Origin of the sequence: Chitinophaga solisilvae, assembly GCF_009928525.1 — a bacterium.
GTDB classification, from domain to species: domain Bacteria; phylum Bacteroidota; class Bacteroidia; order Chitinophagales; family Chitinophagaceae; genus Chitinophaga; species Chitinophaga solisilvae.
The window spans coordinates 19,418-32,356 of the sequence record NZ_JAABOK010000002.1; the positions used below are offsets into that span (position 1 = coordinate 19,418).

Consider the following 12,939-nt stretch of genomic DNA (forward strand, 5'->3'; position numbering starts at 1 on the left):
TTTTAAATAAAAAAAGGTGTCCTCTGATCTGTTCAGAGGACACCTTTTTTTTATTTAAAATCTCAAATAATTAAATAATCAAATTTTACACTGCCATCTGGTGGCTGGTTTCACCTAATTCAAGGACTTCTCTGGTCCAGCTGCGGAGAGAGTCGCAGAGAGCCGGGTCGTTGAGGAGGGACTGGCCGTAGGATGGGATCATTTTTTTGAGTTTGATCTGCCATTCCTCGGTTTCCACGTAATCCTTAAAGCAGCGTTTCAGTAGGTTGAGCATGATGGAAACAGCGGTGGAAGCGCCTGGGGAAGCGCCCAGCAGGGCGGCGATGGAGCCGTCTGCCGCACTCACCACTTCCGTACCGAATTCGAGGATACCGCCGTGTACGGGATCTTTTTTAATGACCTGTACGCGCTGGCCGGCGATTTCCAGCTGCCAGTCTTCCATTTTCGCTTCGGGGAAATATTCGCGCAGCGCCTCCAGCCTGTCTTCCGGCTTCTGGCGTACCTGTGCAATGAGGTATTTGGTCAGCGGAATATTATCAAGGCCGGCAGACACCATGGGGTGAATGTTGTTGACTTTGATAGAGAGTGGCAGGTCGAATATGGAGCCGTTTTTCAGGAATTTGGTAGAGAAGCCTGCATAGGGGCCAAAGAGCAGGGCTCTTTCGCCATCGATCATGCGGGTGTCCAGGTGTGGCACAGACATAGGAGGCGCGCCTACAGAGGCTTTGCCGTAGACCTTTGCCTGGTGTTGGGCGATGATGTCCGGGTTGGTGCAACGCAGCCATTGTCCGCTTACAGGGAAGCCGCCGAAGCCTTTACCTTCCGGTATATCAGATTTTTCCAGCAGTGGCAGGGAGCCGCCGCCGGCGCCTATGAATACGAAGTTTGTTCTGATGGTTTGTTTTTCGCGGGTATCGCGGTTTTTTACTTTGATGAGCCAGCTGCCGTCGTCCTGTTTTTTGAGGTCGCGCACATCATGGTTGAAGTGCATGTTAACGCCGTCCAGGGATGCAAGATGATCGAAGAGTGCACGGGAGAGTGCGCCGAAGTTCACGTCGGTTCCCAGTTCCATGCGGGTGGCGGCTACTTTCTGAGAGGCGTCGCGGCCTTCCATAATCAGCGGCATCCAGTTTTGCAGCAGGGATTTGTCTTCAGAGTATTCCATCTTTTTGAAAAGATGGCACTGTTGCAGGGCCTTGTAACGCTTTTTGAGATAATCCACATTCTCTTCTCCCCATACAAAACTCATATGCGGAATACTTTGAATGAAGGCGCCGGGATTGGAGATAATATGATTCTCCACCAGGTAAGCCCAGAATTGACGGGATACTTCGAATTGTTCTGCGATATTTACCGCCTTCTTAATATCTACTGAACCATCCGGCTTCTGCGGTGTGTAATTCAACTCGCAGAATGCGGAGTGGCCGGTGCCGGCATTGTTCCATGCGTCGGAACTCTCTGCTGCCGCCATATCCAGTCGCTCAAAAATTGTAATGGTCAGTTCGGGTTGCAGCTCTTTGAGCAGCGTTCCCAGTGTGGCGCTCATGATTCCCGCGCCTATTAAAACCACATCCGGACCTGTTTCAGACGTACTCTTGCTTCTAAACATAACCCCATTTTTATTCGAGGTGCAAAGTTACAATCAAAAAATTTTGCAGGGGTAATAAAATGCATCTTTCAGACTAATATTAACAATCTGATTACAATTCTTTCTGAATAAATTGAAAGTTGAAGAAGTGATATTCAATTTCTTCTCCCGTAAAATAAAATTGAAAACAGTGGAAACCTTTGATAGAACAGCGTTTGAATAAATTTGTATAACTGATTTTTAAATATGTGCAGCAGACAGAAAAGAAGATCATAGTTATAATGGTATATTATTGTGAACTGATATTTTTTTAATCCGCTTATCTTGTAGCGGCAACAACTGTTGCCTGCCTGCCTTCCAAAGGCATTCATATATTTTATTTATATTTGACACTTCTTTTTCCGCAGCATGGGAAAGCCTTCCGGACGAACTTTATAGATATAGTATGAATTACCATTTAATGGTAGACGACAAGTTTATCAACGATTTTATTAGCGATGCAGAGAAAGCCGCACCTGGAAATAATATCTATATTATTGACGGGCTGCAGGAAAATGCCAGGCATGTGAAGAACCCGCTGGCAGTATTTGCGCCTTATCACACCTCCGCCTTCCGGGAGCTGACGAAAAATATGACCGGCAGCGATAAGGTATTTATTCACTGGACCTCGGAAAGCGCGATCAGCTTTGTACTTTCCCTGCCGGCGGAGATTATTGTCAGCATGTTTTTCTGGGGCGGCGACATTGTGGAAATACCGTTCACCCGCTTTAAGCAGGTTGTATACGGCCCGAAGAGCCTGCAGTATTTTGAAAAGTATGAAGAGCGGGCTATGGTGGAATGGAACCTGCTGAAGCCGGTACGGACCTATAAAACATTCCGTAACCGTTACATCCGTTACCCGAAAGAACAGCGTAAGATTGCAAAGCGCCGGGAACGTTTTTTCAAAAGACTCAATTATTTCTTCAACTGGAGCGAGATAGATTTTGAGTGGATCAGAAAACATTTTCAGACAGATGCCGCCTTCGGCTTCTTCTTTTATAACTTCAACCCGAAGCCTGAGCCGGATACCTTCCGCAGTGGCGGCGCACAGGGTTCCTCGGGTATTACCACCATTCTGCTGGGTAATTCCGATACCGCCTCCAACAATCACCAGGAAGCGCTGGAGGTGCTGGCAAAGTTCCGTCACGAGCCGATAAAGCTGATTATCCCGCTGAACTACGGCGACAGGCGTTATGGCGATATGATAGAACAGCAGGCCATCTCCATCTTCGGGAAAGATAAAGTGCAGGCCATCCGCGGCTTCATGAACCGGGAAGACTATTACCGGCAGCTCGATGAAGTGGATATTGCCTTTATGTTCCACTACCGCACACAGGCCGCCGGTAATACGCTGGCGCTGCTCTACCGCGGAAAGAAAGTATTCCTGCATCACAACAGTACTGTATATCAGTTTCTGAAAGAAAAACAGATACATGTCTGGGATGCCGCCACAGCAGCCGATATGAGCTTCGAAGAGTTCAGCCGGCCTATACAGTCGGCGGCAGCAGCAGAGAATGTATCCCGCACTGACGCTATCTTTGACATCAGCAGGAAGATGCAGGTGTTACAGGAGATATTGTCATAAAAGCAGTTGTCATGGAAGAACCATTTGAATTATTACCATGGGACAGTGATTTCCTCGGATACGAAGTATACCGTATCAACCGGCAGCTGCCTGGCGAAGAAGCGCTGGCTGCAATGCTGGCGGAAATGCCGGCAACTGCGCAACTGATTTATTATCCCTCCCGGTATCCCGTAGCGGTAACAACTCCGTCGCTGCAACGTTTCCGGGGTTTTGAAGCAGATATCAAAACAACCTATGTAAAGCATGCGCTTCGGCAAGGCGCTATGCCGGCAAATATTATCTCCTATACCGCGGATGCACCCAATGAACAGCTGCTGCAGCTGGCCATCCAGAGTGGCGTGTGGTCGCGTTTTAGCAGGGACCCGCGCATCGGGCCTGACAGGTTCGAAGCACTCTATACCATCTGGATGCGCAATTCCGTGAACCGTACCATTGCCCGCGATGTGCTGATATATGAAACGGGCGGGGAGATAGCAGGCGTAGTAACAGTAGGAGAGAAGCGCCAACGGGCAGACATCGGCCTGCTGGCAGTAGCGGAAAACCACCGCGGAAAAGGCATAGGACGCACTCTCATGGCCGCCGCCGAACAATGGGCCATCGCGCAGGGCCATACTTCCCTGCAGGTGGTGACACAGGGCCTGAATAAGCCGGCATGTATGCTCTATGAGAAAAGCGGCTGCACCGTGGAAGAAGCGCTGTACTTTTACCATTTCTGGCCGCAGGCCTGAACAAACAATTTTAATAAGCCATATATCATGATACCATTCAATAAGCCATACCTCACCGGTAAAGAAGCGCACTACATGTACCAGGCAGCATTGTCCGGCAAACTGTCCGGCAACGGGATTTTTACCAAAAAATGCCAGGCAGCGCTGGAAGCAAAATATGGCTTTAAGAAAACCCTGCTGACCACCAGCTGCACCGATGCGCTGGAAATGGCCGCCATACTGATTGATACAAAGCCGGGAGATGAAATCATCATTCCCTCCTACACCTTTGTGTCCACCGCCAACCCTTTTATATTAAGAGGCGCCACCGTCGTATTTGCCGACAGCGGCGTCAGCAATCCCAATATAGATACCGCATTGCTGGAATCGCTTATCACCCCGCGTACAAAAGCCATCGTACCGGTACACTATGCCGGTATTGCCTGCGATATGGAAAAAATTATGCAGCTGGCAGACAAACACGGACTATTTGTGATTGAAGATGCAGCACAGGCCATCGATTCCTCTTTCAACGGCCGCCCGCTGGGAAGTATAGGGCATCTCGCAGCTTTCTCCTTCCATGAAACAAAAAACATCATCGCCGGCGAAGGCGGTATGCTCGCCATCAACGATGACCGCTTTGTGGAAAGAGCAGAAATCATCTGGGAGAAAGGTACCAACCGCTCCGCCTTCTTCCGTGGTGAAATAGATAAATACGGCTGGGTAGACATCGGCTCTTCCTTCCTGCCTTCCGAAGTAATCGCTGCCTTCCTCTATGCACAGATTGAAAATATCGCTGATATCCAGCAGCAGCGGAAGCACCTGTGGGAGATATACCTCCGCGAACTGAACAGCCTGAAAGACCGTATCACGCTGCCTTTTATACCGGAGTACGCCACCAACAACGCACACATGTTCTATATCGTGTGTCAGGACATCGCAGTAAGACAAGCCCTGATCGCCTGGCTGAAAGAACGCGATGTATACGCCGTTTTCCACTACCTCTCCCTGCATAAATCACCTTTCTATCACGATAAACATGACGGAAGAAACCTGCCGCAATCCGACTATTATTCAGACCGGCTGGTAAGGCTGCCGCTGTTTTACGAACTTACGGAGGAACAGGTTTTGCATATAACGGGAAGCATTAGGGAATTCTTTGAGAAGAATTAATTACGAATTACGAATTGCGAATTACGAATGTGGAGCGAAGATTTAAGCGGATAAAGAATTTACTTCTTTGCTTAAATCTTCGCTTCACATTCGTAATTCGTAATTCGCAATTCGTAATTTTAAAGAAAAACAATTATGAACCGGCGTAACTTCCTCAGCGGCGTTTCTGCTGCTATTGTTATTTCAGCTTGTGGCAGGATCGCAAAAGCGGCTACTGCGGAGCATTTTGGTGGTAAGACCATTTTCCGTTTTGCTATCGGATCTGACTGGCATTACGGAGAACCGGGCACATCGTATGAGCAATATTATGCGGATCTGGAAAAAGCGTTTCAGGCATATGATAAAGTGTATCCCTGTTCCTTTTTTGTGCTGAACGGAGATGTGATTCATAATGATCCGCAACTGCTGACGCCTGCCGCAGCGATGTTCAGGAAACTGCATCCGCGGGTGTTTACTACCAGGGGGAACCATGATATGGTTACACCGGAGGCATGGCAGCAGGCATGGGGATTTCCGCTGAACCATGATGTGATGATAGATAACCAGGTAATACTGCTGGGAGATACGGCTACGCAGACAGGGAAGTATGTGAGTCCGGATGTGCCGTGGTTTACAGAGAAGCTGGAACAATATAAAGATGCGGCCAACATTTTCATCTTTGTGCATATTACACCGGTGAAATGGACGAAGCATGGCATCGATGCGCCGGAGTTTCAGGCGCTCATAAAAAAGTATCCGAATGTGAGAGCCGTTTTCAACGGACATGACCATGATGAAGATGGCGTGAAGATACTGGATCAGAAAATTCCTTTCCTGTTTGACAGCCATGTTGGCGGCAGCTGGGGTACACCCTATCATGGCTTTCGCGTAGTAGAGCTGAAAGCCGATGGTACTATGCTTTCTTTTGTCATGAATCCATATACCAAACAGGGTGAGCAAACCTTTGCCCGTAGGGCAGCTCATAAATAAAGGGTATCTTGCTGCAAGAAAAGATTTAACCGATGACTACACTAGAAGCCATTGAACAGGATTATAACTTTACCTATCCCGCGCTGTACAAGCAACTCTCGGAAGACGGGATGCTCTCCTGGGGAGAACTTAGCCCGGACTGGATCAGGGACGTATATCCCGGCCTGAAAGCCACTCCCCGTTTCCTGATGTTTGCGGCGGATTTTGAGATTATGGATGAAGCAGACATCTCCGCCGAGATGGAAGACGGGCTGCCCAATGCAGATAAAAAACACCGCTTCGTTCCCTTTGGCTACACCGGCGCGGGCGACTGGTACGCGTTCTACTATAACCTGCAACAGGGCGACGATGTACCCGTTGCACTGGTATACCACGATTCCAATGAAGCGACCATCATCGCAAAGAACCTGCAGGACTTCATCTTCTCCCAGCTGCTGGAAGCCATCACCAACCCTGATCCTCAATACCGCGGCCTCATCGCCGACGGAGATATAAAAGTAAACAGCTACCACTTCCTGCGTACCCACGCCCCCTACCTCTCGCCACAACAGCAACAGGTAGTGGCCACCGCCTACCAGAAAGGCGTACTTACCGGACAGGAATTACATGGTATCCTCGAAGCAAACATCAACTTTGAATGGCTGGATAATAGTTTTCCATACCAATTGTAGTTGGAAACAATTACGAATTACGAATTGCGAATTACGAATGTAGAAGCGAAGATTAAAACGAAGATTTAAGGTGATGTTTAATAGTTATCACCTTAAATCTTCGTTTTAATCTTCGCTTCTACATTCGTAATTCGCAATTCGCAATTCGCAATTCGTAATTATTTTATCTCCTTTATTCCTTGTAGAAATCAATCAGCGCCCCAAAATACTCCTCTACCCATCCTGCCGTTATATCTTCATATGCTTCATCCGGGATGTTGGTATGACGGAGTTCGGCGTCGGTACCTTTTTTGCCGGGATGCAGGATGATGGTAACGATGGATGGAGCTTCCTCATCTTCACCAAAATACCATTGCTGCACTATTTTCCTGCCTTCTTCAAATTCCAGGTTCTTGCCTACGATGCTGTCTTCCCAGAGGGAGAATTCAGTGCCGGGTTCGGTAGACATTTCCGCGCGCTCTCCTGTCCACAGCTGAATGGTGGCTGGGTTCGTGAGTGCGGCAAATACCTCTTCCGGCGGCGCCGGTACGCTGAAGTGCTTTTTAAAATCTTTCATATTTGCTGGTTCTCCCCCAAAGCTAGTAAAATGCCGTCTTCCTGAAAACTTTAAAAAATAAATTAGGTCAAATGTCCTAATTTGAAAAAAGCAGCTATCTTTGTCAGATAAAAATGAACCCGCAATGAAAGCTGTTATTATCGGCGCCGGTATTGGCGGATTGACTACTGCACTGGCTTTAGCGCATTATGGAATAGACTATGAAATATTTGACGCAGCACCTGCGAATCTGCCGGTGGGCGCCGGTATGCTGATGGGCGCCAACGCCATGAATGTCCTGGAGAAACTGGATATGGCGGCCCCGCTACGGCAGCGCGCCGTTTTCCCGGAGAGCATCTACATAAAAGATTACCAGGGAGAAATATTACAACACATCAGTAATACGGAGGTGCGTGACCGTTATGGCAACGGGAGCTACGCCGTACACCGTGCCGCTGTGCAGGATGAACTGATTAAAGGGCTGAAGAAGCCTGTGCAGTGGGGGAAAAAACTGGCAGCCATTGAGGAGCATGAAAATGGCGTCACTGCCCGTTTTGAAGACGGCAGCAGCGCTGCCGGGGACCTGCTGATCGGGGTAGACGGCATCCGCTCTCTGGTACGCGAAAAATATATTGCACCTGCACAATACCGTTACTCCGGACAGATCTGCTGGCGCGCCATCGTTCCTATGACTTTACCGCCGGAAGAAATTAATACCACCGCAGAAGTATGGGGGCCGGGAAATGGACTACGGGCATCTTTTGTGCAGGTAGATCCGCAGCAGGTGTATTTCTGGTATACTAAGAAACTGCCGGCAGGCACGCCGTTCGAACCGCAGGAAGCACTGGATATGATCCGCAGGGATTTGTTGCCGTTCAAAGGATACATGCAGACAGTTGTGTGTCATATTCCCGTGGAAAAGCTGATCCGCAGCGACCTGTATGATATTGCACCTGTTCACACCTGGTACAGGGGCCGTATTGTGTTGCTGGGAGATGCTGCACATGCCACCACGCCTAACCTGGGACAGGGCGCCAGTCAGGCTGTGGAAGATGCCTGGGTACTCGCTGGTTGTCTTGCGACAGAAAGCAGTATTACCACGGCTTTTCAGGCATACCAGGATAAGCGTATCGCCAGGGCGCATAAAATTGTGAACACCTCCTGGAGTCTGGCGATGCTGACCAACCGGAAGGGACGCTTTATTACCTGGCTGCGCAACCGGCTGCTGAAAAGCGTTCCACGACGTATTGCCGATAAACAGATCGCTTTTTTGTTTGGCATCAGGTGGTAAATGTGTAATTTTAAGCTGCAAAAAAAGCGTCATGTCTAACGATATTAAACCTACCTTTTTTGAAAAAGCCGCAGATTTCCGCAAATGGCTGGATAAAAACCACAGTAAAGCAGCAGAGCTGATAGTAGGATTTTATAAAACCAGCAGCGGCAGAAAAAGCATGACATGGTCTGAATCCGTAGATCAGGCACTTTGCTACGGATGGATAGACGCCGTACGGAAATCCATCGATGAGGAAAGTTACTATATCCGTTTTTGTCCGCGTAAACCCAACAGCATCTGGAGCGCCATCAACCTGAAGAAGGTGGAAGACCTGACAGCTCAGGGGCTAATGATGCCTGCTGGTCTGGCAGTATTCCGGCAGCGGAATGAATCACGCACCAACATCTATTCTCACGAGAATGAAGCCCGCTCTCTTTCTCCTGCTTACGAGCAAAAATTCAGGGCCAGCAAAAAAGCATGGGAATTTTTTGAAAGCCAGGCGCCCTCTTACATAAAGGTGAGCATACACTGGGTGATGAGCGCGAAACAGGCTGCCACACAGGAATCCCGGCTGGATAAGCTGATTGCAGAAAGTGCTGCCGGCAAGCGGATGCGATAAGTTTTGTTAATAATAAATCAAATATTCCTGTGCCGGTACTTGCAGCGATAATTGGCTTTACCTTTGTTTACTCACCCGAAAAATGCTCCCGATGGAAAAATTACAGATTGCCACTGCCCAGTTTGAAAACAGGAACGGAGATAAATCCTATAATCTTCAGCAGATAGATCACCTCGCCGGAAAGGCTGCCGCTGAAGGTGCGCAGGTCATTGCTTTTCATGAATGTTCCATAACAGGATATACTTTTGCCCGCCATCTCTCCAGGGAAGAAATGCTGGAGCTGTCGGAACTGATACCGGATGGAGAAAGCATCCGTGCGCTGACAGCCATTGCCGCGAAACATAATATTGTTATCCTGGCCGGACTGTTTGAAAAAGATGCAGCAGATAAAATGTATAAAGCATATGTATGTGTAGATAAGAATGGCCTGGTAGCAAAATACCGCAAGCTGCATCCGTTTATCAATCCGCATCTTACGCCGGGGAATGAATATGTGGTGTTTGATCTGCTGGGATGGAAGTGCGGCATCCTGATCTGTTATGATAACAATGTGGTGGAGAATGTACGAGCTACCACCCTGTTGGGGGCCGACATTATTTTCATGCCGCATGTCACCATGATGACGCCGTCTACCCGCCCTGGCGCCGGTTTCGCAGATCCGGCACTGTGGCATCACCGGGAATCTGATCCTACATCACTGCGGCTGGAATTTGATGGCATGAAAGGCAGAAGCTGGCTGATGAAATGGTTACCGGCACGTGCCTATGATAATGGCATTTACGTGGTATTTTCCAATCCGATTGGTATGGATGATGACCAGTTAAAGAATGGTTGTTCCATGATATTGGATCCTTTCGGGGATGTTATTGCGGAGTGCCGCAAGCTGGGCAACGACTTCGCAATTGCCGTCCTGACGCCGGAAAAGCTGCAGCAGGCAGGCGGACACAGATACCGCAAAGCACGCCGTCCGGATCTCTACCGGGATATTATCGGGCAGGCGCATACCTCTGAACAGAAAGTTGTATGGGTGGAGAATAAGTAGCCGATGCTATTACCGGCAGTTATTTTTTACTAGATTTAAGTAATGAAAAAGCATTACTTACTCATTTTGCTCACGCTCCTCTGGGCTTTCAGCAGCGCAGAGGAGCCTGCAGCCTGGATCCGGATCAACCAGCTGGGCTACCTGCCGGATGGTATCAAAGTAGCGGTGTGGGGTGCAAAATCAGGCGCCATGCCTTCCTCCTTTCAACTCATAGAAGCCTCACATCATAAAGTAGTTTACACCGGCAGCACCGGTAAGGCTTTTGGTAGCTACGGTCCGTTTACACAAACCTGCCGGCTCAACTTCACCTCCTTTAAAAAGGCAGGCACTTATTACCTCCAGGCCGGCCCGGCCCGGTCGCCCGTTTTTCGTATAGGCGACAGCGTATATACCGGCGCTGCAGATATAGCGTTGCGTTATATGCGTCAGCAACGCAGCGGATTCAATCCCTTCCTGAAAGACTCCTGTCATACCCGTGACGGCTATACAATGTATGGCCCCATGCCCGACAGCACCTATATAGATGTTGCCGGTGGCTGGCACGATGCCAGCGACTACCTGCAATATGTCACTACCTCCGCCAATGCCGCCTGGCACCTGCTGGCCGCTTACCGCGACTTCCCCGCCACTTTCGGGGATCATTACGCCGCTAACGGACTGGAAGGCAGCAACCACGTGAAAGACGTACTGGACGAAGCGCGATGGGGGCTCGACTGGCTGCTGAAAATGCATCCCGCAAAGAATATCATGTTCAATCAGATCGCGGACGACCGCGACCACCACGGGATGCGCCTGCCCGGTATGGATGATTTCTATGGAAAAGGATTTGAACGCCCCGTATATTTCTGCACCGGCGCTCCGCAGGGACTCGGTAAATACAAGAACAAATCTACCGGCGTAGCCTCTACCGCCGGCAAGTTCACCAGCGCCTTTGCGCTGGGGTACACTATACTCAGGCAGCAGGACAGCGCATATGCGCGCCGCCTGTATAGCAGGGCCTTATCCGCCTACGCCATGGGCCTGCGCCAGCCGGGAGTATGCCAGACAGCCTCCGTATTATCTCCCTATATCTATGCCGAAGAAAACTGGACGGACGATATGGAACTGGCAGCCGCCACCCTCAGCGATATGCTCCGCCAGCCACAATACCTGCAGCAGGCATGGGAATATGCACAACAGGAAAAGATTACACCCTGGCTGGGAACAGATACCGCCAGTCATTACCAGTGGTACCCCTTCATCAACCTGGGACATTATGCCCTGGCCCGGCAGCTGGACGGAGAGAAACGAAAAGCAGTCACCGGATTCTATAAAACAGGCATAGACAAAGTCTGGCAGAAAGCGAAACAGAATGCCTTTTACCGCGGCGTACCTTTTATCTGGTGCAGCAATAACCTCACCACTGCCTTTGCCATCCAGTGTTACTGGTACCAGCAACTAACCGGCGATACCGCCTTTGCAGAACTGGAACAGGCCAATACCGACTGGCTCTTCGGCTGCAATCCCTGGGGCACCAGTATGGTATATGGGCTGCCGGATTCCGGCGATACTCCTGCTGACCCGCATTCTGCCTTCTCGCACCTGGGGCATTACCCCATTGATGGCGGATTGGTGGATGGCCCCGTTTATACCAGCATCTACAAAAACCTTATCGGCATAAAACTATCAAAGCCGGATACCTATGCTCCCTTCCAGAGCGATCTGGCCGTATACCATGATGATAACGGCGACTACAGCACCAACGAACCTACCATGGATGGCACGGCTTCTCTGGTATATCTGCTGGCCGCAAAGGATAATGAAAGCAGGAAGAAGGCATTTTCGTATGTGCATGGGGGTATTATCCGTGGTGACAGTACCCGCCGGGAGCTGACGCTCGTTTTCACCGGCGATGAATTCAACGATGGCGGCGAAGCCATCTATGAAGCCCTCCGGCAGCAGCAGACGCCGGCAGCATTTTTCCTCACCGGAAAATTCTATGCTAACCCGGATAACAAAGCGCTGATTAAAAAGCTGAAAGATGCCGGCCATTACCTGGGCCCTCATTCCGATCAGCATCTGCAATATTGCGACTGGAGCAACCGGGACAGCCTCCTGGTTACCCGTGCGGACTTCGAGAAGGATCTCAATGCCAATTATCACCGTATGGCCCTGCTGGGCATCGACCGTTCAAAAGCCCGCTATTTCCTGCCGGCCTATGAGTGGTATAACGACAGTATCGCCGCCTGGACCAAAGCCTCCGGCCGGCAGCTGATATGCTTTACACCCGGTACCCGCTCCAATGCCGACTACACCTTCCCCGGCATGGGCGCACGTTACCGCCCCTCCGAAGAAATATTCAATTCCATCATCACCACTGCCCGCCAGCAGCCCGGCGGCCTGAACGGCTACCTCCTGCTGCTGCACATCGGCTCCGATCCCCGCAGAAAAGATAAGTTCTATCAACGCCTCCCCGAACTGATAACAGCGCTGAAGAATCAGGGGTATAGGATGGTGGGGCTGGAAACACTACTTAAATAATTACGAATTACGAATTGCGAATTACGAATGTAGAAGCGAAGATTAAAACAAAGATTAACATGGATAGCTATTAAATATCCTATTCAATCTTTGTTTTAATCTTCGCTTCTACATTCGTAATTCGCAATTCGTAATTCGTAATTTATAAAAAAAGCATTTTCCCGCAGGAAAATGCTTTTTTTTACTTGTTTGTATGCGTTTTTTTGCCGAAATTATCC

Annotated in this window: 11 protein-coding genes; 9 read left to right on the top strand and 2 right to left on the bottom strand. The window is 49.5% G+C overall.

The features are described from left to right. Positions 1-85: 85 nt before the first annotated feature. Positions 86-1,609, bottom strand: coding sequence for a malate:quinone oxidoreductase (locus GWG06_RS02900; RefSeq protein ID WP_127044640.1), 1,524 nt, complete (start codon positions 1,607-1,609; stop codon positions 86-88). Between the two features lie 424 nt (positions 1,610-2,033). Between GWG06_RS02900 and GWG06_RS02905 the strand changes: the two genes are divergently transcribed. The 5 genes from GWG06_RS02905 to GWG06_RS02925 all read left to right on the top strand — a co-directional run bounded on the left by GWG06_RS02905 (position 2,034) and on the right by GWG06_RS02925 (position 6,732). Further along, complete coding sequence (locus GWG06_RS02905; protein ID WP_160711222.1) at positions 2,034-3,212, top strand: TDP-N-acetylfucosamine:lipid II N-acetylfucosaminyltransferase family protein; 1,179 nt, start codon at positions 2,034-2,036, stop codon at positions 3,210-3,212. A gap of 11 nt (positions 3,213-3,223) precedes the next feature. Then, positions 3,224-3,940: a GNAT family N-acetyltransferase gene (locus GWG06_RS02910; protein WP_160711224.1), complete on the top strand. Its 717-nt coding sequence runs from the start codon at positions 3,224-3,226 to the stop codon at positions 3,938-3,940. 27 nt (positions 3,941-3,967) lie between these two features. After that, positions 3,968-5,092, top strand: a complete 1,125-nt coding sequence (rffA, locus tag GWG06_RS02915) for a dTDP-4-amino-4,6-dideoxygalactose transaminase (RefSeq protein ID WP_160711226.1) — start codon at positions 3,968-3,970, stop codon at positions 5,090-5,092. Between the two features lie 135 nt (positions 5,093-5,227). Then, the gene (locus tag GWG06_RS02920; protein WP_127041441.1) at positions 5,228-6,061 is read left to right on the top strand and encodes a metallophosphoesterase family protein; all 834 of its coding nucleotides are present in this window, start codon (positions 5,228-5,230) and stop codon (positions 6,059-6,061) included. Between the two features lie 32 nt (positions 6,062-6,093). Then, positions 6,094-6,732 (top strand): SMI1/KNR4 family protein, encoded by a 639-nt coding sequence (locus GWG06_RS02925; RefSeq protein ID WP_127041439.1) that lies wholly within the window; start codon positions 6,094-6,096, stop codon positions 6,730-6,732. Between the two features lie 172 nt (positions 6,733-6,904). Here the strand turns inward: GWG06_RS02925 and GWG06_RS02930 are convergent, their stop codons facing one another. After that, the gene (locus GWG06_RS02930) at positions 6,905-7,288 is read right to left on the bottom strand and encodes an SRPBCC domain-containing protein (protein ID WP_127041437.1); all 384 of its coding nucleotides are present in this window, start codon (positions 7,286-7,288) and stop codon (positions 6,905-6,907) included. 124 nt (positions 7,289-7,412) lie between these two features. Here GWG06_RS02930 and GWG06_RS02935 point away from each other — a divergent pair, with 124 nt between their 5' ends. The 4 genes from GWG06_RS02935 (at position 7,413) to GWG06_RS02950 (ending at position 12,721) form a co-directional block, all read left to right on the top strand. After that, entirely contained in the window at positions 7,413-8,558 is a 1,146-nt protein-coding gene (locus GWG06_RS02935) for an FAD-dependent monooxygenase (RefSeq protein ID WP_160711228.1), read from the top strand. A gap of 31 nt (positions 8,559-8,589) precedes the next feature. Further along, complete coding sequence (locus tag GWG06_RS02940; RefSeq protein ID WP_202182935.1) at positions 8,590-9,159, top strand: YdeI/OmpD-associated family protein; 570 nt, start codon at positions 8,590-8,592, stop codon at positions 9,157-9,159. 91 nt (positions 9,160-9,250) lie between these two features. Further along, on the top strand, positions 9,251-10,201 hold the full coding sequence (locus tag GWG06_RS02945) for a nitrilase family protein (protein ID WP_160711230.1): 951 nt from the start codon (positions 9,251-9,253) through the stop codon (positions 10,199-10,201). A gap of 42 nt (positions 10,202-10,243) precedes the next feature. After that, complete coding sequence (locus GWG06_RS02950) at positions 10,244-12,721, top strand: bifunctional glycoside hydrolase family 9 protein/polysaccharide deacetylase (protein WP_160711232.1); 2,478 nt, start codon at positions 10,244-10,246, stop codon at positions 12,719-12,721. Positions 12,722-12,939 lie beyond the last annotated feature (218 nt).

Coding starts and splice junctions, on each gene's coding strand:
- GWG06_RS02900 (WP_127044640.1), bottom strand. CDS start 1,609: ATGTTTAGAAGCAAGAGTACGTCTGAAACAGGTCCGGATGTGGTTTTA.
- GWG06_RS02905 (WP_160711222.1), top strand. CDS start 2,034: ATGAATTACCATTTAATGGTAGACGACAAGTTTATCAACGATTTTATT.
- GWG06_RS02910 (WP_160711224.1), top strand. CDS start 3,224: ATGGAAGAACCATTTGAATTATTACCATGGGACAGTGATTTCCTCGGA.
- rffA (WP_160711226.1), top strand. CDS start 3,968: ATGATACCATTCAATAAGCCATACCTCACCGGTAAAGAAGCGCACTAC.
- GWG06_RS02920 (WP_127041441.1), top strand. CDS start 5,228: ATGAACCGGCGTAACTTCCTCAGCGGCGTTTCTGCTGCTATTGTTATT.
- GWG06_RS02925 (WP_127041439.1), top strand. CDS start 6,094: ATGACTACACTAGAAGCCATTGAACAGGATTATAACTTTACCTATCCC.
- GWG06_RS02930 (WP_127041437.1), bottom strand. CDS start 7,288: ATGAAAGATTTTAAAAAGCACTTCAGCGTACCGGCGCCGCCGGAAGAG.
- GWG06_RS02935 (WP_160711228.1), top strand. CDS start 7,413: ATGAAAGCTGTTATTATCGGCGCCGGTATTGGCGGATTGACTACTGCA.
- GWG06_RS02940 (WP_202182935.1), top strand. CDS start 8,590: ATGTCTAACGATATTAAACCTACCTTTTTTGAAAAAGCCGCAGATTTC.
- GWG06_RS02945 (WP_160711230.1), top strand. CDS start 9,251: ATGGAAAAATTACAGATTGCCACTGCCCAGTTTGAAAACAGGAACGGA.
- GWG06_RS02950 (WP_160711232.1), top strand. CDS start 10,244: ATGAAAAAGCATTACTTACTCATTTTGCTCACGCTCCTCTGGGCTTTC.